The sequence below is a fragment of the Micromonospora sp. NPDC049081 genome, from assembly GCF_040648835.1.
GTDB classification, from domain to species: Bacteria; Actinomycetota; Actinomycetes; order Mycobacteriales; family Micromonosporaceae; genus Micromonospora; species Micromonospora antibiotica.
Window position 1 is genome coordinate 45536 of record NZ_JBEZEK010000017.1, and the last position, 17674, is coordinate 63209.

17 protein-coding genes are annotated in these 17674 nt (G+C 75.3%); 7 read left to right on the top strand and 10 right to left on the bottom strand.

Annotated features, from left to right (window positions below):
* Window positions 1-5 precede the first annotated feature (5 nt).
* The 3 genes from AB0B63_RS22640 (at window position 6) to AB0B63_RS22650 (ending at window position 3033) form a co-directional block, all read left to right on the top strand.
* On the top strand, window positions 6-770 hold the full coding sequence (locus AB0B63_RS22640; protein WP_255597934.1) for a zf-HC2 domain-containing protein: 765 nt from the start codon (window positions 6-8) through the stop codon (window positions 768-770).
* 204 nt (window positions 771-974) lie between these two features.
* On the top strand, window positions 975-1643 hold the full coding sequence (locus AB0B63_RS22645; RefSeq protein ID WP_357021823.1) for a hypothetical protein: 669 nt from the start codon (window positions 975-977) through the stop codon (window positions 1641-1643).
* A 469-nt stretch (window positions 1644-2112) separates the two neighbouring features.
* A complete protein-coding gene (locus AB0B63_RS22650) occupies window positions 2113-3033 on the top strand; it encodes a DNA-3-methyladenine glycosylase 2 family protein (RefSeq protein ID WP_219468764.1) in 921 nt (306 codons plus the stop codon).
* 102 nt (window positions 3034-3135) lie between these two features.
* Here the strand turns inward: AB0B63_RS22650 and AB0B63_RS22655 are convergent, their stop codons facing one another.
* From AB0B63_RS22655 to AB0B63_RS22665, 3 genes are all read right to left on the bottom strand, one after another.
* Entirely contained in the window at window positions 3136-3645 is a 510-nt protein-coding gene (locus tag AB0B63_RS22655) for a DUF1990 domain-containing protein (RefSeq protein ID WP_357021827.1), read from the bottom strand.
* 79 nt (window positions 3646-3724) lie between these two features.
* Complete coding sequence (locus AB0B63_RS22660) at window positions 3725-4147, bottom strand: SRPBCC family protein (RefSeq protein WP_357021830.1); 423 nt, start codon at window positions 4145-4147, stop codon at window positions 3725-3727.
* A 223-nt stretch (window positions 4148-4370) separates the two neighbouring features.
* Window positions 4371-4580, bottom strand: a complete 210-nt coding sequence (locus AB0B63_RS22665) for a hypothetical protein (protein WP_208569499.1) — start codon at window positions 4578-4580, stop codon at window positions 4371-4373.
* Window positions 4581-4713: 133 nt separating this feature from the next.
* Between AB0B63_RS22665 and AB0B63_RS22670 the strand changes: the two genes are divergently transcribed.
* Window positions 4714-5829 carry an ATP-dependent DNA ligase gene (locus AB0B63_RS22670; RefSeq protein WP_357021835.1) on the top strand — a complete coding sequence of 372 codons (1116 nt, stop codon included), beginning with the start codon at window positions 4714-4716 and terminating at the stop codon, window positions 5827-5829.
* Window positions 5830-5903: 74 nt separating this feature from the next.
* A complete protein-coding gene (locus AB0B63_RS22675) occupies window positions 5904-7442 on the top strand; it encodes an alpha/beta hydrolase (RefSeq protein ID WP_357021960.1) in 1539 nt (512 codons plus the stop codon).
* Window positions 7443-7591: 149 nt separating this feature from the next.
* Here the strand turns inward: AB0B63_RS22675 and AB0B63_RS22680 are convergent, their stop codons facing one another.
* Window positions 7592-8086 (bottom strand): potassium channel family protein, encoded by a 495-nt coding sequence (locus AB0B63_RS22680; RefSeq protein WP_219468753.1) that lies wholly within the window; start codon window positions 8084-8086, stop codon window positions 7592-7594.
* Window positions 8087-8208: 122 nt separating this feature from the next.
* Between AB0B63_RS22680 and AB0B63_RS22685 the strand changes: the two genes are divergently transcribed.
* Window positions 8209-8661: a GNAT family N-acetyltransferase gene (locus AB0B63_RS22685; protein WP_357021839.1), complete on the top strand. Its 453-nt coding sequence runs from the start codon at window positions 8209-8211 to the stop codon at window positions 8659-8661.
* Between the two features lie 52 nt (window positions 8662-8713).
* On the opposite strand, the gene AB0B63_RS22690 is transcribed toward AB0B63_RS22685, so the two are convergent.
* From AB0B63_RS22690 to AB0B63_RS22705, 4 genes are read right to left on the bottom strand one after another with little or no spacing between them, the layout of a single operon-like run.
* Complete coding sequence (locus AB0B63_RS22690) at window positions 8714-9454, bottom strand: ABC transporter ATP-binding protein (protein ID WP_244253117.1); 741 nt, start codon at window positions 9452-9454, stop codon at window positions 8714-8716.
* Window positions 9451-10449 (bottom strand): ABC transporter ATP-binding protein, encoded by a 999-nt coding sequence (locus tag AB0B63_RS22695; RefSeq protein ID WP_208569503.1) that lies wholly within the window; start codon window positions 10447-10449, stop codon window positions 9451-9453. The genes AB0B63_RS22690 and AB0B63_RS22695 overlap by 4 nt, the downstream gene beginning before the upstream one ends.
* Before the next feature lies 1 nt (window position 10450).
* Entirely contained in the window at window positions 10451-13141 is a 2691-nt protein-coding gene (locus AB0B63_RS22700) for an FtsX-like permease family protein (protein ID WP_357021844.1), read from the bottom strand.
* 43 nt (window positions 13142-13184) lie between these two features.
* Window positions 13185-16370: an FtsX-like permease family protein gene (locus tag AB0B63_RS22705; protein WP_357021847.1), complete on the bottom strand. Its 3186-nt coding sequence runs from the start codon at window positions 16368-16370 to the stop codon at window positions 13185-13187.
* Between the two features lie 154 nt (window positions 16371-16524).
* Between AB0B63_RS22705 and AB0B63_RS22710 the strand changes: the two genes are divergently transcribed.
* On the top strand, window positions 16525-16818 hold the full coding sequence (locus tag AB0B63_RS22710; RefSeq protein ID WP_208569506.1) for a hypothetical protein: 294 nt from the start codon (window positions 16525-16527) through the stop codon (window positions 16816-16818).
* A gap of 42 nt (window positions 16819-16860) precedes the next feature.
* Here AB0B63_RS22710 and AB0B63_RS22715 read toward each other — a convergent pair whose 3' ends face one another.
* Both AB0B63_RS22715 and AB0B63_RS22720 read right to left on the bottom strand, forming a co-directional pair.
* The gene (locus AB0B63_RS22715; RefSeq protein ID WP_357021850.1) at window positions 16861-17448 is read right to left on the bottom strand and encodes a GNAT family N-acetyltransferase; all 588 of its coding nucleotides are present in this window, start codon (window positions 17446-17448) and stop codon (window positions 16861-16863) included.
* A gap of 14 nt (window positions 17449-17462) precedes the next feature.
* The gene (locus AB0B63_RS22720) at window positions 17463-17651 is read right to left on the bottom strand and encodes a hypothetical protein (RefSeq protein WP_357021853.1); all 189 of its coding nucleotides are present in this window, start codon (window positions 17649-17651) and stop codon (window positions 17463-17465) included.
* Window positions 17652-17674: the final 23 nt, after the last annotated feature.

A 17674-nucleotide genomic window follows, 5' to 3' on the forward strand; every position in this document is an offset into this window, starting at 1 on the left:
ACCATATGGACGTAGCCGCCTACGCGCTCGGCGTCCTGGACGTGCAGGACACCGAACGGTTCGAGGAACACCTCGCGACCTGCTGGGCGTGTGCCGCCGAGTTGGAGACCATGGTCCCGGTGGTGGGGCTGCTCTCCGACATCGACGGCGAGACGATGATGGCGATGGAGCAGACCGCGACGGACCCGCGGCTGTTGGACCGTACCCTGGTCGCGGTCCGTACCCACCGGCGCAAGGCCCGGTTCCGGCAGGTGCTGTCGATGGCCGCCGCGGTGGTGGCGGTCGGCGCGCTCAGCGGCGTCGGGGTGGCCACCTTCGGCAACCCGGGCGGTGGTTCCGGCCCGGTGATCGCCGAGCCGAGCCGGTCCGCGCCGGTGGACGGGCCGGCGAGCCCGCAGCCGACCCGGTCGGGGCCGTCGGTGGGTGGCACCGAGATCGAGGGCGACCAGTTCGACGCGACCGACGGCAGCACCGGGGTGAAGACCACCATGTGGCTCGCCAGCAAGGAGTACGGCACCTGGATCGGGTTCAACCTGACCCGGCTGCCCGGCCCGCGCACCTGCCGGCTGGTGGTCATCCGCAAGAACGACACCACCGAGGTGATCTCCACCTGGGCGGTGCCGGGAACGGGCTACGGCACCACCGCCAACCCGCAGAATCTCCAGTTGGAGGCGTCCACCTCGGCGCCGCGCGGTGAGATCGCGAAGTTGCAGGTGCAGTCGGTGGACGCCAACGGGGTGGCGAGTCCGCTGGTGACCCTGGTTCCCTGAACCAACCGTCGAAACGGCGTCGACCCGGTCCGGGTCGACGCCGTTTCGGCTTTCCGGGGCCGGAGGGTGCCTCTGCTGGCGCACACGTACGGCCGGCCGGAACGGTTCAACGAATCAGATGTGAAATGGCCCACTGTAGATCGTTCAACCTTGACAGTGGACGCTCCGTACTACTCGGTGAACTACCAAGAATGAGGAGGGCACGTGGCAAAGATCAAGCGGACGACCGTCATCGTCGCGAGCGCGGTGGTCGCACTCACGGCCTGCGCCCCCGCAGGTTACAACGGAGCGAACTCCAGCGCAGCCGAGCCGGTCGCCGTCGCCGCGGCCGAGCCCACCGCGTCGGTCGAGCCGGATTCCTCGGCCTCCCCCGGCGCCTCGGGTGCCCCCGCCGCCGACCAGGCGCCGCCCCCGGCCAACGTTCAGCTCACCGACCAGCTCGTCGGTAAGAAGATCGCCCGGATGGGCCAGGTCGTGGTGGACCAGGAGGGCTTCATCCTCTACCGCTTCGACAAGGACTCCGACGATCCGCCGTCGTCGAACTGCGTCGACAAGTGCGCCCAGGTCTGGCCGCCCGCGCTGACCGACGGCAACCCGCAGCTCCAGGGCGTCTCCGACGACAAGGTCGGCACCGTCACCCGCCAGGACGGCACCCGCCAGATCACCATCGGTGGTTGGCCGGTCTACCGCTACATCGGCGACAAGAAGGCCGGCCAGTGGAAGGGCCAGGGCGTCGGCGGCACCTGGTTCGTGGTCGACCCGAACGGCAAGAAGAACCTGACCTGCCTGCCCACCGGCACGCCGAAGGCGGTCGCCCCGCCGGCGGCCGGCGACTCGGGCGGCTCCAGCAGCGGCGGCGACTACACCTACTGATCCAGCATCAGCCGGGACACGGTGGCCGGTCGCAGCCGGGGAGGGCGCGGCCGGCCACCGGTACACCAGGGCCTCGACGTACCGGCAGCGTCGCACGGTCCCGGCCGCGACGCCGGCCCCCACCGGGCCGGCGTCGCGGTACCACCCGCCGGACCCTCCCCCCACGAACCCCCGGAGCGGACGAGGGCGGTGGACGCGCCACACGCCAGCGGGCGCGCGCCATCGAAGGTCCCCCCAACCCCGCACCCACGGCCGCTCGGGCGGCCGGTCCACTCCGGGATGGAGGCACCGCCGACGCGCAGGGCGTCGGCGGTGTCGTCCATTTCCGGCCCCGGCCCCGCGCCGGGGCGGGGCGGGGCCGGACGCCGGGGCGGGGCCGGACGCCGGGGCGGGGCCGGACGCCGGGGCGGGGCCGGACGCCGGGGCGGGGCCGGGTGACCCGGCCGCCCGGGCATGGCACAGTGACGGGGTGACCTGGGACGAGCCGGCAGCACGCCGGGTGCTGCGACCGCCGGCCGACTACCGGTTCACCGCCTCCGTCCGGCCCCTCACCTTCAGCCCGTACGACCCGTGTGCGCGGATCGCCGCCGGCACCTTCTGGTGGGCCACCCGCACCCCGGCCGGGCCGGCCACCCTCGCCCTGCGCCCCGGGCAGGGGGAACTGGTCGCCGAGGGCCACGGGCCGGGTGCCGACTGGGTGGTCGAGCGGGCCGACGCGGTCGCCGGACTGCGCGACGACCTGACCGGCTTCGCCGAGCTGGCCGCCGCCCATCCGGTGGTGGCCGAACTGGCCGCCCGGCACCGGGGGCTGCGGATGCCCGCCACCGGCCAACTCTTCCCCCGCGTGCTGCGCGCCGTCTTCGAACAGAAGGTCACCGGCACGGAGGCGTACCGGGCGTACGCGGCGACCGTACGGCACTTCGCCGAGCCCGCGCCCGGCCCGTTCCAGCCGCTGCTGCTGCCACCCGACGCGGCCACCGTGGCGGCGACGCCGTACTGGGTGTTCCACCCGTTCGGCGTGGAGCAGCGCCGGGCCGACACGCTACGGCGGGCCGCCGCCCTCGCCGACCGGCTGGAACGCTGCGTCGACAGCGCCGAGGCGACCCGACGGCTCACCGCGATCCCCGGCATCGGCCCGTGGACCGCCGCCGAGGTGGTCCGGATCGGGTACGGCGACCCGGACGCGGTAAGCGTCGGCGACTACCACGTGCCGAACACGGTGGCCTGGGCGCTCGCCGGTGAGGCGCGCGGTGACGACGCCCGGATGCTCGACCTGCTCGCCCCGTTCCGGGGTCACCGGGGGCGGGTCTGCCTGCTGCTGGCCGTCGCCGGCATCCAGGCGCCCCGGTTCGGTCCCCGGATGCCGATCCGCTCCTTCGCCCGCTTCTGACCCCTCCCCACCAGCCACCGTCGCCCCGCCGGGCGGGGACCCGGTGCGCCGTGACGCCGATGCGGGGGCTACCGGGGCGTTACCGAGGCGACCCCGGGTCGCTCATGACGTCGGCTGGTGGGAGAGCCGGCGCAGGGTGTGGGCCAGCCAACGGGCGTACCCGTGCTGGACGGCGCGACCGGCGGGCCCGGCGGCGGTCATGAACCAGCGGTCCGGCCGGCTGAACGCGGTGACCTCGAAGTTGACCCTGCCCTCAGCGTCGCAGCGGACCAGGAACGCCTCCTCCCCGCGTTCCGGATGGCCGGGCAGGGTGCCGTAGCCGAAGCCGGCCTCCCGGTCGCCCTCGGCCACCCAGACCACCTCGCACGGCCCCCACACCCGCAGTGGTCCCAGCCCGAGCCCCGGGGTGACCCGCACCCCGGGCGCGGCCCGGGGCGCGTCGGTGCGCATCCGCACCCCGGCCGCCCGGTGCAGCCGCCAGCTCAGCACCGCCTCGGCGGCGACCAGGAAACTGCCGGGCGGCATCGGGGCGGTGTGCCGCAGGTGGTGGTAGCCCGCCGGCAGCGGCCCCCGTCGGGTCGCACCCACCTCGGGGTACGTCAACTCGGACACCGCGCCTCCCCAGGGTCACCCCCAGCTTATGGCCGATGTCGTCGCCCGGCGACCCGACCGGCGGTGCCGCCCACCCGGCTCAGCCGGCCTCGCAGCGTCGCCGGAGCCCGTCGGCCTCCAACCGCAGGTAACGGCGCACCAGCCGGCCGCCGAGCCGGCCGGTGGGTCCGGCGAGGGGTCCGGTGAGCACCAGGGCCAGCTCCACCCGGACCCGACCGTCGGACAGCGGCACGATCCGGTGCTCGCCCCGGCTGTGCACCCCCGGGGTGCTGGACTCCCAGACGAAGCAGCGGGGCGGGTCGATCTCGGTGACCCGCCAGGACGTCGGACGGAGCCAGGGCTGCTCCAGCCGGGCGGTGGCCCCGAGGACCAACGGTCCGGCCTCACCCCGGCGGGCGGTCCGCACCGATTCGGTCCACTCGGGCCAGCGGTCGATGTCGCTCTGCACCGCCCAGACCGTGTCGATGTCCGCGTCGATCTCGGTCGCCGTCTCGAACCGCATGCCGCCTCCGTGGCTCCACCGGCGGCACCCGCGTGCCGCCCGGTTCCCCGACGAGCCTGCCGCAGCGATCGTGACCGGGCCACCCTCCGGTCGCCCTCCCGACCGTGCGACCTCCCGACCGTGCGACCGCCGGGACGCGGCCCGGCCGGACGCGGGGACCGGGCGCAGCCTCGACCGGGTGGGACGCAGCCTCGATCGGGCGGGGCCTCGGCCGGGGCGCGGGTCAGCCGGCCTCGCGCAGGTCGGCCAGGTCCAGCGGGGTGTGCCGGTGGAGCAGCTCGGTCAGTTCGGCGACGGTGCCCGCCTCGCCGAGCACGTTCCTGCCGCCGCCGAAGCGGGCCGGATAGCGGTGCACCAGGCGGTAGCGGTGCCGGCCCCGCACCAGCTCGACGCTGACCTGCCAGCGCCCACAGCAACCACACCGCCACTCCACCCCGCGACGGTAGCTCTGAGCTGCGCAGACGAATCCGCCCCCGAGGGACGGTCGGTACCCGCGGGGACATGCCGGACCGGGACCGACGGTGATCTGCCTCACCACTGTCGGTGGCGTCTGGTTGACTGTCGCCGTGGACCTGCCGATCAACCCGCCGGTCGAGCCGATGCTGGCCAAGAGCGTGGCCCGCCTGCCCACCGATCCCGGCCTGACCTACGAGCCCAAGTGGGACGGCTTCCGCTGCATCGTGTTCCGCGACGGCGACGAGGTCGAGCTGGCCAGCCGCGGTGGCAAGTCGATGACCCGCTACTTCCCCGAGGTGGTCGCGCAGGTGCTGGCGCAGCTGCCCACCCGGTGCGCGGTCGACGGCGAGCTGATCGTGATCCGCCGCGACGGTCCGGGCGGCCAGCCCCGGCTCGACTTCGAGCAGCTCGCCCAGCGGATCCACCCGGCCGCTTCCCGGGTCGCCCTGCTCGCCGAGACGACCCCGGCCGACTTCGTCGCCTTCGACCTGCTCGCCCTCGACGACGAGCTGCTGGTCGACCAGCCCTACCCGACCCGGCGGGAGCGTCTGGTGCGGGCGCTGGCCGGGGTCCGGCCGCCGGTGCACGTCACCCAGGTCACCACCGATCCGGAGACCGCCCGGCGCTGGTTCGAGGTGTTCGAGGGTGCCGGGCTGGACGGGTTGATCGTCAAGCCGGCCGACCTGACCTACCAGCCGGGCAAGCGGCTGATGGCCAAGGTCAAACATGCCCGGACGGCCGACGTGGTGGTGGCCGGGTTCCGCTGGCACAAGTCCGGGCCGGTGGTCGGCTCGTTGCTGCTGGGCCTCTACGACGACGCCGGGGTGCTGCACCACGTCGGGGTGAGCGCCTCGTTCACCATGGCCCGCCGGCAGGAGCTGCTCGACGAGCTGGCCCCCTACCGGGAGGGCGACGGGGAGCACCCGTGGGTGCACGGCGACCACGAGCGCGGCCAGCGGATCCCCGGCGGGGTCAGCCGCTGGACGGGCGGCAAGAACCTCGACTGGGTGCCGCTGCGCCCCGGGCTGGTGATGGAGGTCGGCTACGACGCGATGGAGGGCGACCGGTTCCGGCACACCGCCCGGTTCGTCCGCTGGCGGCCCGACCGCGATCCCCGGTCCTGCCGCTACGACCAGCTCGACCGCCCGGTGCGCTTCGACGTCGACCAGGTGCTCCGGGGCGATCCGGCGGCGACCGTGCCGCCGGACGCCGGCACCCGGGCGTAGCCTGACTGCTATCCGATCATGGAGGTTCGCCGGTGACCAGCACCGCCCGCCGCAACCGCCGGTTCCGGCTCGCCCTGGCCGGGTTCGTCGCGGGCGCGTTGCTCGTCACCGGGTGCACCATGCCGGCGTTCGCCCCGCGGACGGAGGACTCGTCGGCGGCGGCACCGGGCGACACGCCCGCCTGGCGGGCCTGCCCGGAGGTCGCCGACGAGCTGGTGGGCCGGGGTGCCCCGGGCATGCGCTACGAGTGCGCCCGGATCGCGGTGCCCCGCAACTGGGGTGCCGGGACGGGAGCGACCACCGGACCGGGCAGCGGCGAGACCTTCGAGATCGCGCTGCTGCGGGCCCGGTCCTCGAAACAACGGGACCGGATCGGTTCCCTGGTGATCAACCCGGGTGGGCCGGGCGGTTCCGGCGTGGACACCGCCGTCTACCTGTCCTTCGGGCCGTCCTTCGGGGGGCTGCCCGCCGCGGTCACCGACCGGTTCGACATCGTCGGCTTCGACCCGCGCGGGGTGTCCCGGTCCAGCCCGGTCAAGTGCATCTCCGACGCCGACCTGGACGCCAGCTTCGGCTACGACCCCGACCCGCGCAGCCAACAGTCGTTCGACGCCTACCAGGCGCTCAACCGGCGGATCGGCCAGGGCTGCGGCAACCGGTACGGCGACCAGCTCCCCCTCTACGGCACCGAGCAGGCCGCCCGGGACATGGACGCGGTGCGGGCCGCCGTGGGTGACGACAAGCTCACCTACCTCGGCTACTCCTACGGCACCCTGCTCGGCGCGACCTACGCCCAGCTCTACCCGCAGCGGGTCCGGGCGCTGGTGCTCGACGGTGCGGTCGACCCCCGGCAGCAGTTGGTGGCCGGTTCGGAGAGCCAGGCCCGGGGCTTCGAGCGGGCGTTCGACAACTTCGACCGGTGGTGCGCGGCGAATGCCGGCCGCTGCCCGATCGCCCCGGACGCCCGGGGTGCGGTGACCTCGGCGATCGACAAGGCGAAGGTCTCCCCGGTACGCGGTGCCGACGGGCGGGAGGCCACCTCCGGGTGGGTCTTCTACGCGGTGATCTCCTCGCTCTACACCGAGTCGGGTTGGGAGGAGTTGGCCCGCGCGATCGACCGGCTCGACGAGGGCGACCCGACCGACGTGTTCAAGCTCGCTGACTCGTACGCCGGGCGGGGCGAGGACGGGCACTACTCCAACCTCTTCGACGCCAACCTCGCGGTCAACTGCGCCGACGAGACCGAGAAGCCCAGCGTGGCGCAGATCCGCCAGTTGCAGTCGCAGTGGCGGCAGCAGTACCCGCTGTTCGGGCCGGCCCTGGCGGTGGGGATGTTCGGTTGCGTCGAGTGGCCGGGCGGGCGGGACCCGTACCCGACCGGTCGGGCCGACGGGGCGCCACCGATCGTGGTGGTGGGCACCACCGGTGACCCGGCCACGCCGTACGAGCAGACGGCCCGGCTGGCCGACATGCTGGGGGTCGGCCGGGTGCTCACCTGGGAGGGCGAGGGGCACACCGCCTACCCGCAGACCGCCTGCATCACCGAGGCGGTGGACGCCTACCTGATCTCGCTCACCGTCCCCCGGGAGGGGTTGCGCTGCCCCGCCCGCTGACCCGGCGACGCCGCCTCCGGGCGACGGACACTCCCTCCGGGCGACGGACAACTCCCGCCGGGCGACGGACGCTCCCTCCGGGCGACGGTCGCCGACCCCACCACGTCACGGTCGCTGCTCCGACCGGGTTTCGGGGTCGCTGCCGGTGGTCAGCGGCGGTTGCGGCGTCCGCGCAGCCGCTGCCTGACCAGGGTCGCGTGGTCCGGTGGGGCCGGCGGCGGTGGCAGCTCGGGCAGCTCGATGCCCTGCCGGGCGGCCAACTCCTCCAGCAGCGCCCGCATCCGACGCACGTCGTTCTTCAGCTCCTCCTGCTCGACGTGCTCGAAGGCGTCGTCGTCGACGATGAGCCGGCTGGCGAAGTGCGCGGTGATCAGGGGGATGACCAGCAGCACCATGGTGGAGATCAGCAGCGCGGCCAGGACGCGTCCCTGCCAGCTGGTCGGGGAGATGTCGCCGTAGCCGACGGTGGAGGCGGTGACCACCGCCCACCACACGGCGTCGGCGGCGCTGCGGTGCTCCACCTGGCCGTAGATCACCCCGGCCACCACGATCATCAGCAGGTACGACGTGATCAGCGTCCGGGGCGAGTTGGCGAAGTACACCAGGCCCCGGTAGACCCACCGGAACGGCAACAACAGCTTCATGCCGCACCATGCTGCCTCCCGGACGCCACCGCCGCCCGCCGGGCGTCCGACGACCGACCCGCAGGCCGGGACACCCACCTGTGCCCGGCGACCGGGCGGGGTGCTGTGACAGGCTGCCGGTCATGACCGACGTGATCCTCCGCGAGGCGGTCCGGGACGACCTGCCCGCGATCCTGGCCCTGCTCGCCGACGACGTGCTCGGCCGGGCACGCGAGCACACCGGGGTGGACGAGGCGTACGAGCGGGCGTTCGCCGCCATCACCGCCGACCCACGCAACCAGCAGCTGGTGGCCGAGCGCGCCGGGGAGGTCGTCGGCTGCTTCCAGCTCACCTACATTCCGGGGCTGGGCCGGCACGGCGCGGAACGGGCGCTCGTGGAGGCGGTCCGGGTCCGCTCCGACCTGCGTGGGCACGGGGTGGGCCAGGCGATGATGACCTGGGCGATCGACGAGGCCCGCCGGCGGGGCTGCGGGTTGGTGCAGCTCACCACCGACAAGTCCCGCGCCGACGCGCACCGTTTCTATCAGCGCCTCGGCTTCGTCGCCAGCCACGAGGGCATGAAACTCCCCCTCTGACGGTGCGGATGTGGGAACGGGTCACCCGGCCAATCCGACCCACCTCTGCCAGTCAGTCGTCGACCAGGCGGCCGTCGCGCAGGGTCAGCGCCCGGTCGGCCACCTCGATCAGGGCCGGGTCGTGGGTGGCGACCAGCGCGGTCATCCCCCGGGCGTGCACCACCGCGCGGAGCAGGTCCATGATCGCCCGGCCGGTCTCGGAGTCGAGCTGACCGGTCGGCTCGTCGGCGATCAGCAGGTCGGGTTCGTTGGCCAGGGCCCGGGCCACGGCGACCCGCTGCTGCTGCCCACCGGACAGCTCGTACGGGCGCTGACCGGCGTGGCCACCCAGACCGACCAGCTCCAGCAGCACCGCCACCCGTTCCTCACGCTCCGCCGCCGGGACCCGGGCCAGCCGCAGCGGCACCCCGACGTTCTCCGCCGCCGACAGGATCGGCACCAGCCCGAAGGTCTGGAACACGAACCCGACAGTGCCCCGGCGCAGCCGCAGCAGCTCGGCCTCGCCGGCACCGGTGACGTCGTGCCCGGCCACCCGGACCCGGCCGGTGTCCGGTCGGTCCAGCCCGCCGACCAGGTTCAGCAGGGTGGTCTTGCCGGCGCCCGAACGGCCCCGCACCGCCACCAGCTCACCCCGGGCGGCGGTGAAGGAGACCTCGCGGACGGCGTGCACGGTGTGCCGCCCCCGGCCGAACGTCCGGCTCACCCCCTCGACCCGGACCACCTCGTCGGTGACCGCGTCGGCGGCCCGGACGACCGTCGTGTCGGCCCGGACGGCGGGAACCTGCTCGTTCATGCGTCACTCCCGTTCTGGTCCGGCGTCTGGTCGCCGGGGCGGACCTGCACGTGATCGGGGGCGAGATCGAGGCGGACCCGGTCCCGCAGTGCCAGGGCCGCCACGAAGGGCGCCGGGAGCTGCATCCGGCCGGTCCGGTCCAGCACCGCGTACTCCTCGCTGACCAGTTCGGTGCTGCCGTCGGCGCCGATCCGCGCGGTCCGGCGTACCTCGGAGGCGGTCCGGCCGTCGCGGATCGCGACGGTGCGGCGGACCTGGTCGGCGACGGCGTGGTCGTGGGTGACCACCACCACGGTCACCCCCAGTTCGGCGTTGATGGTGCGCAGCGCCGCGAAGACCTCCGCGCCGGTCGCCTCGTCCAGCTCCCCGGTCGGTTCGTCGGCGAAGAGCACCTCCGGGTCGTTGGCGACCGCCACCGCCACCGCGCAGCGCTGCTGCTCTCCGCCGCTGAGCTGCCCGGGACGCCGGTCCGCGCAGTAGCCCACCCCGACCAGGTCCAGCAGCTCGTCGGCCCGTCGCCGGCGGGCCCGGCCGCCACCGCCGCGCCGGGCCAGCCGCATCGGCAGCTCCACGTTCTCCCGGGCGGTCAGGTACGGCAGCAGGTTGCGGCCGGTCTGCTGCCAGACGAACCCGACGGTGTGCCGCCGGTAGCGCAACCGGCGGCGGGCCGACAGCGCCAGCAGGTCGTAGTCGGCCACCCGGGCGATCCCCGCCGTCGGCGTGTCCAGCCCGGAGAGGATGTTGAGCAGGGTCGACTTGCCCGAGCCGGAGGCCCCGACGATCGCCACCAGCTCACCCCGGTCGATCACCAGGTCGAGCCCCTGGAGGGCGACCACCTCGACCCCTTCGGTCTTGAAGATCCGGACCAGGCCGTCGCAGACGATGTGCCCGCGCAGCCGGTCCTGCCCGCCGGCCCGTTCGGCCGCCCGCTGCGCCGCCCGGCGTTGCAGGTCCGCCAGGTCGGGTACGACGGGGTTCTGGGCGGTCGTGGTCATCTCAGCTCTCCTCTCCGAGCCGGAGCACCTCGCCGAGGCGCATCCGACGGTTGTTCAAAGCCTCCACCGCCATGGCGAAGCCCAGCGCGACCGCGCCGAGCCCGACCGTGGCGGCGACCAGACCGGGCGCGAAACCCACCCGTACCGGTGTGCCGTTGGTGAACGCGGCGAGCCCGAGCAGCGGGGTGAGCAGCACCGGCAGCAGCACCCCGACCAGCGCTCCGGTCAGCACCGCCACCCCGACCAGCGGGGCCAGCTCCACCAGCAGCAGCCCCCGCCACTGCCGGCGGGACAGCCCCAGGGTGCGCAGCCGGGACAGCACCTCACCCCGGGCGCGGGCCCCGGCGAGGACGGTGAAGGCGACGGCGAGCAGGGCCAGCACCCCACCGGCCACCGCCCCGGCGACGAACCCGAACGCCAGCAGCCCGTTCGCGCCACCGCCGCCCAGCCGCAGCCGGGTCTGCGACCAGGTCTGCACCACCACGCCCCGGGGTCGTTCCCGGCCGGTCACCGCGCCGCCGGTCTGGTAGCGCTGCTGTCCCTCGTCCCCGACCTGCCGCAGCACCCCGGCGTCGAGCCGGTCACCGGCGACCAGGAACGCGGTGGGCACCGGCGGGCTGTCCCGCGGGGGCAGCGCCTGCCAGGGCAGCACCACGTACCGGCTGGTGTTGGGTCGGGCCAGCGGGAAGTCGACGACGGTGTCGACGGGCGTGAACTCGTACCGCTGGCCCTGCACGGTGATGAAGGCGGACCGCAGCCCGGCGTCGGCCAGGTCGGCGGCGACCGCCGGGGAGACCACCGCCGGCAGCGGTCCGCCGCCCGGCCGGGCGTCGCGCAGCGGGCCGGGCACCGGGACGTCCCGGCCGGCGGCCCGTGCCGTGCGGGCCAGCCCGGGGCCGTCGACCAGCAGCACGCTGGTGTCGCGCAGCCGGGCGTCGGTGCCGTCGGCGTCGGTCGCCAGGCGTTGCGCCGACTCGTCGGCCAGCGCGGTGGCGGCCCGCACCCCGGTCAGGCGTTCCAGTGCCGGGCCGGTGTCCGGGGCGAGCCGGTCGCCCCGGATCAGCGCGTCCGCCGGCACCGCCCGGGTGGCGACGTCGTCGCGGGTGTCCTCGATGCCGGTGGCGATCACCGCGCAGAAGGCGGCGGTGGCGACCGCGAGCACCACCACGACCAGCGGGGTGGCCGCCGCCGCCCGACCGGCGCGGGCCGTGCCCAGGAAGGCCACACTTCCCCGGGTACGCGCGGCGAGCCGCCCGGCCAGCCGCACCGGCCACGGGTAGAGCCGCAGCGCCAGCACCGAGGCGGCGACCGCGACCAGCGCCGGCACCGAGACCAGCAGCGGGTCCACCGTGCCGGGGGTGAGCCCGCGCCGCCGCAGCAGCACCACCGCCACCCCGGCCAGCAGCACCAGGGCGGCCTCGGTGGTGGCCCGCCGCGCGGACGGCCGTAGCCGGCCCAGGTCCCGCCGCCCGACCACCCCGGACGGTACGGCCAGCGTCGCCACCGGCAGGGCCAGGGTGACCAGGGCGGTCGCGCCGACGGCGAGCGGGCCGGTGTCGCCGGGCGCACCGGGCAGCAGGCCGCCGAGCAGCCAGCCCAACCCGGCGGCGGGCGGTACGACCAGCAGCGACTCGGCGAGGCTGCGCCGCACTCCGGTGGTGACCCCGCCGCCCCGGGCCCGGATCAGCGCGAACTCGGTGCGGCGTCGGCGCACGGTCGACGCGGCGGCCAGCACCACCAGCCCGGCGAGTGTCGCCAACACCCCGGCGGCGATGACGGCGAGCAGGGTACGGGCCGAGGTGACCGCCCGCCCGAACTCGCGCAGCGGGACGTCGACCCCCTGGGTCAGCTCCGTGCCGGTGCCGGTGCTGGCCCGCACCAGCCGCTGCACCCCGTCGACGAGTTGGTCGATGCGCCGGACGTCCATGCCGTCCGCGCCGAGCCGGTACCGCCAGGTGAACGACACCGGGTGGTCCTCGACGGCCAGCCGGTCCAGCGCGGCGACGGAGACCAGCCCGACCAGGATGAACGGTTGGCCGTCCCCCTCCGGCTCGGCCACTTCCAGCACCGAGGGCAGGGTGTCCCAGTTGCCGTCGGCGGGGTCGACGGGCCGGAACAACCCGACCACGGTCAGCGGGGTCGGCGGGTGTTCCTCGTCGGGCGGGGCGAGGGTGAGCCGGCTGCCGACCCGTAGCCCGAACCGGCCGGCGATGTCGGCGGCCAGGGCCACCTGCACCGGGGCGTCGGCGGCGGCCGTCCCGTCCGGCCAGCGTCCCTCGACCAGGGTGCCCGCCGTCTCGACCCCGGGCATGGCCCGCAGGCCGAGGTGCACCAGGTAGTTGCCCCGGGCCAGGTCGGGGCCGGTGACCCGATCCTCGGGGGTCTGCGCGGCGTACCACCGTTGCGCCACGGCGGCCCGTACGTCGGCGGGCATCCGCTGCTGGAGCGTGTCCAGCTCGGCCGCCTGGCTGCTCACCGACGGGGCGTCGACGCCGGGGCGGGTGGCGTACGTCAGGTCGCGGCGGGCGGCGGGCTCAGCGGCGAGGTGTTCCCGCAGGCCCTGGTCGGCCAGCCGGTTGACCACCCGGGGCACCCCGCCGACGAGCAGGGCGATCACCAGGGTCAGCGCGGCCAGCAGCAGGAACTGCCCGCTGTGGGCGCGCACCCGACGGATCACGGCACCGATGTTCATCGCTGGTCCTCCCCCTGGTGCGACGGTCGGGTCGTCGACGCCCTCACCGGTCTCCCCCGGTGTGCAGCCGGGCGATGGCGACCCGCCGCCGCAGCCCGGCGGCCATCGCCGCGCTGCCGGCCAGCGCGGCCAGCAGCAACCCCGCCACGGTCCACCCGATCGGGGTCCAGGCCAGGGCGAACACCGGTGCGGGCACCGGACGCCCGGCGGCCGGGGTGAGCACCACCAGCGGCGCCATGGTGGCCCCGACCACCGCGCCGAGCAGCAGCCCGACACCGACGCCGATCCCGGCCAGGAAGGTCTGCTCGGCGAGCAGCGCCCGGGCCAGCAGCCGGGGCGACCCGCCGAGGGTGTGCAGGACCGAGAACTCACCGGTCCGGTGTCGGGCGGTGGCCCAGACGTCCACCACCAGACCGACGAGGGCGAGCAGCACCGAACCGAGGGCGGCGGCCAGCAACCCCGTCCGGGCACCCTGCCAGTACGGGTCGTCGGCGGCCACGGCGGCGGCCTGCCGGCGGTCCAGCAGCGTCGTCCCGGGCAGGGCGGCGGCGGCCTGGGTCGCCTCGGCGTGCGCGGCGGGGTCGACCCGTAACCACCACTCGGGCACCGTCCGGACGGTCCCGGAGTTGCGGATCAGCCAGTCGGTGGCCGCCGGCAGGTCGAGCAGCACCCCGTCACCGGCGGTGGCGGGCAGCGCGGTCACCTCCCCGACCAGGCGCACCGGCAGGGAGACCCCGGACAGGGCCAGCACCACGGTCTCCCCGGGCCGGACGTTGAGCGCGGCCCGCACGGCGGGGGTCATCAGCGCCGGTGCGGGGGTGTCCGGGCCGTCCGGCACCACCGCGAAGCGGGACGACGGCTGGTAGGCGTACCGGCCGCCGTCGAGGAACCCGACCGGGTGGGTGGCGGTCAGTCCGGCGGCGTCGGCGGTGGCGGTGCTGTTCCCGGTGGACTCGGCGGCGACGACCCGCCACCGGCCGGTGAGGGCGAGGGCGGTCGACCGGGCGTCCGGGCCGACGGTACGCAGGTCACGCACCTGGAGCGCGTATCCGGTGCCGGCCACGTCCCCGCCGTCGGCCTCGAATCCGGCCAGTCGTAGCCCGTCGACGGCCGGCAGGGTGACGCGGAACCCGACGGCCCGCCCGTCGCTGCCGGTGCGCGCCACCGGCAGCCGGTACGCCACCCCGTCGGCCCGGGTGAGCAGCACCGACACGGCGATCCGGTGCGGAACGACGGCTTGGTCGACGGGGGTCTGGACGGTCCCGGTGAGGCTGCGGGCGTCGGCCGGCAGCGGCACCCCGAGGGCCGGTCCCCGGGCGGCGGTCAGCGGTGCGAACAGCTCCCGCGCGGGCCGGTCGGCGAGTCGGTCGCTGAACTTGCCCACCTCGGCGGCGTGTGCGGTGTCCAGGCCCAGCACGGTGGCCTGCCGGTCGTCGCGGCCGACCCGGATGTCGTCGCGCCAGACCGGCAACGCCCGGTCGACCCCGGGCAGGGCGGCGAGCGTCGCGACCCGGTCGACGGGGGCGATCCCGCTCCGCTCGACCAGCCGCAGGTCCGCGCCGACGGTGTGGTCGGCCTGGTCGACCTGGGACCGTTCCCCGGTGGCGACCAGCGACCAGGCCAGGGTGCTGCCGCCGACGGCGAGGGCGAGCAGCAGCACCGGTCCGGCGTGCGGACGCCGGCCGGCCTGCCACATGCCGAGGATGGTCGCGGTCCACAGCCGCCGGTCGACGAATCGTTCGGCGAACCGGGTGGCCGGTGGGAGCAGCCGCAACGCCACCACCGCCCCGGCCAGCACCCCCAGGGTCGGCGCGGCCACCAGCAGCGGGTCGACGCCGAGGTCGTTGCCGGCCCCGGCCAGCGGCGAGGAGTAGCGGCGCAGCTGCACCCAGGCGAGCACGGCGAAGGCCACCAGGGCCAGGTCGAGCCCGGCCCGGCTGACCGTGGCGACCCGGTCGGGGCGGGACCGGGCGGCCAGGTCGGCCACGTAGGTGCCCGCGCCGCGCAGGGTGGGGGCGACCATGGCGACGAGACAACCGACGGCGGTGGCGACGGCCGCCACCCACACCCACCGGCCGCCGCCGACGGCGCCGCCCAGGTCGACCGGGCCGTCGGCGGCGACCCGGCGCAGCACCCCACCGGCGAGCAGCGGCCCGAGCAGGGCCGCCGGGACGACCACCAGGGTCGCCTCCCGGGCGGCCAGGCCGGCGAGCTGCCGGCGGGCCGCACCCCGGGCCCGTAGCAGGGCGGTCTGCGCCCGGCGGTCCTCGTTCAGCAGGGCGGCGATCAGCACCAGCGCGTACCCGCCGAGGACCACGATCAGCAGCAGGGGGGTGGCCAGCGCGGAGCGACCGGCCAGGTCGGCCCGGCTGATCCGGTCGATCAGCCGGTCGAGGGTGGTGACCGCCTGTGCCGACGAGCCGAGCCCGGCCGCCTCGGGCACCTCCGTCGCGGCGGTGGCGACGGCCCGACGCAGCGCCGGCAACCGGTCCGCCCCGACGGCCGCCAGGTCGGGCGCGACCACCCAGGATGCGGAGACCGAGCCCGGGAAGGTGGCGTCGAAGTCGGCCGGGTCCAGCACGAACGGCCCGTGCGTGGCGTCGGCGTCCGGGGCGACGCCGAGCCCGGGGGCGAGCCGCCAGTACGGGTCGGCCGGGTCGCGCGGTCGCCAGGTCCCGGAGAGCACCACCTCGGTACGCCGGTCGGCGCTGCGGTCGCGCATCGGCACCCGGTCGCCGGTCCGCAGTCCCAGCGCACCGGCGACCTTCTCCGGCAGGGTGGCCTGGAGCGGGCCGGCTCCGGGGGTGGGCCAGTCGCCGTCGACGAGGTCGGCGTGGCCGACCAGGACGTCCAGGGTGGCCAGGCTGGCGAAGACCGGTTCCTTGCCGGTACGGGTGCCCGGCCCGAGGTCGCCGGTGAGTTCCCGCCCCGTGCCGTAGCGGGCGGCGGCGACCCGCACCGGGACGTTCCCGAGGGCGGTCCGGAAGCCGTCCCGCACGGCCCGGTCTCGGCTGGTGAACTCGGTGTGGTCGCGCCCGCCGGAGCCGCTGACCAGCAGGCTGCGTTCCTCGACGGGGGCGGCGGCGATCAGCGCGCGTTGACCGGCGTCGACGGCCCGCCGGTTGTAGTCGGCCAGCCCGGTGACCAGTGCGATCGCGACCAGCGCGGCGGCCACCGCCGCGAGCAGCAGCCCGCGCGCTTCGCGGGCCCGCCTCCACACCAGCTTCATCCGTTGCCTCCCCGGGGCCCGGGGTCGGGCCGACGGAGAGCAAGAGTGGCGACCCGGCGGTAAAGGTTCGCACCCGTTACTTGATCGTTACTCCGGTCACCGCCCGGCCGGGCCGGGGTTGGCCGTTCGGCGTCGATCTGGTGGGATCGGCGGCATGGAAATCGCCCTCATCCTGTCGAGCACCGCCCTCGTGCTGGCGCTGCTGTTGCAGCTCCCCCGCCGGGACGGCCGGGGCGACGGCTCGTTTCGGCTGGTGGAGATCGAGCGTCGCCAGCGACTGATCATGGAGCACCTGGGCATCGTGGACCGGGGCCCGGCTCTGCCCGGGGTGCGGGAGCACCTGGCCCGGGGCGAGAAGATCAAGGCGATCAAGGCTTACCGGGAGGCGACCGGGACGGACCTGCGCACCGCCAAGGAGGCGGTCGAGGCGATCGCCGCCGGACGCTGAGCCGACCGGGTCCGGCCGGGACGCCGCCCGACCCGGCCAGGGTCAGCCCTGGACCGGCGTCCGCCGGGCCGGGCGGTACATGGAGCAGACCAGGGGGCCGCCCTCGATCGTGGTGCGTGCCGTGACCGTGAAGCCGAGGCGTTCGTAGAGGCGGACGTTGCGCTCGTCGGAGGTTTCCAGCGCGATGCCGTTCGGGTCGCCGGACTCGTCGATGAGGGTCACCCCCGCGGCGGCGACGGCGGAGCCGAGACCGACGCCGCGCCGCTCCGGGTGGACGCCCAACGTCGCGAGTTCCCACGCGCCGGGTGGCCGCGCCGGCAGCTCGACGGCCATGAGCGCCGCCAGCCGGTCACCGTGCAGCTCCGCGATCCGCGCCTGGAGGTCCTCCCCCGGCGCGGGCGCGTCGCCCGGCAGGAACGCGGCGACCGCCTGAGCGTCGTCGGTGACGAGGACCACGCCGTGCGCGAGGGCGTGCCCCAGGTAGAGGGCCTGCAGCTCTTCGAGTCGACGCGGGTGGTCGTCGGCCGGGATCGACCATCGCGTCCACGGGTAGTCGTGGAAGGCGGCGGCGAGCGTACGTGCCGCGCGGGGCAGGTCGAGGGCGGTGGCCCGGCGGATGTGGCTGGTCATCGGCCCGAGCCTAGTCAGTCCTTGGTCAGCTCCGGCCGGTGCTCGCGGATCCACGCCTCGACGTCGACCTTCCGCCACACCTTGCCCTGCATCAGGTCGGCCACCGGATCAGGGAAGTTCCGGTGACTGGTGATCACGTAGACCCGCTGCTTGCTGATGCCGCCCAGCATCACGCGGATCTCGTGCGCACCCACCAGCTCCATACGGCGGACGCTAAACAGTTGCC

Bases quoted from the DNA above. Each gene is read 5' to 3' on its own strand.
- AB0B63_RS22640 (WP_255597934.1), top strand. From the start codon at position 6: ATGGACGTAGCCGCCTACGCGCTCGGCGTCCTGGACGTGCAGGACACC.
- AB0B63_RS22660 (WP_357021830.1), bottom strand. From the start codon at position 4,147: ATGCGGTTCGAGACGGCGACCGAGATCGACGCGGACATCGACACGGTC.
- AB0B63_RS22680 (WP_219468753.1), bottom strand. From the start codon at position 8,086: ATGAAGCTGTTGTTGCCGTTCCGGTGGGTCTACCGGGGCCTGGTGTAC.
- AB0B63_RS22685 (WP_357021839.1), top strand. From the start codon at position 8,209: ATGACCGACGTGATCCTCCGCGAGGCGGTCCGGGACGACCTGCCCGCG.
- AB0B63_RS22690 (WP_244253117.1), bottom strand. From the start codon at position 9,454: ATGAACGAGCAGGTTCCCGCCGTCCGGGCCGACACGACGGTCGTCCGG.
- AB0B63_RS22695 (WP_208569503.1), bottom strand. From the start codon at position 10,449: ATGACCACGACCGCCCAGAACCCCGTCGTACCCGACCTGGCGGACCTG.
- AB0B63_RS22700 (WP_357021844.1), bottom strand. From the start codon at position 13,141: ATGAACATCGGTGCCGTGATCCGTCGGGTGCGCGCCCACAGCGGGCAG.
- AB0B63_RS22705 (WP_357021847.1), bottom strand. From the start codon at position 16,370: ATGAAGCTGGTGTGGAGGCGGGCCCGCGAAGCGCGCGGGCTGCTGCTC.
- AB0B63_RS22710 (WP_208569506.1), top strand. From the start codon at position 16,525: ATGGAAATCGCCCTCATCCTGTCGAGCACCGCCCTCGTGCTGGCGCTG.
- AB0B63_RS22715 (WP_357021850.1), bottom strand. From the start codon at position 17,448: ATGACCAGCCACATCCGCCGGGCCACCGCCCTCGACCTGCCCCGCGCG.
- AB0B63_RS22720 (WP_357021853.1), bottom strand. From the start codon at position 17,651: ATGGAGCTGGTGGGTGCGCACGAGATCCGCGTGATGCTGGGCGGCATC.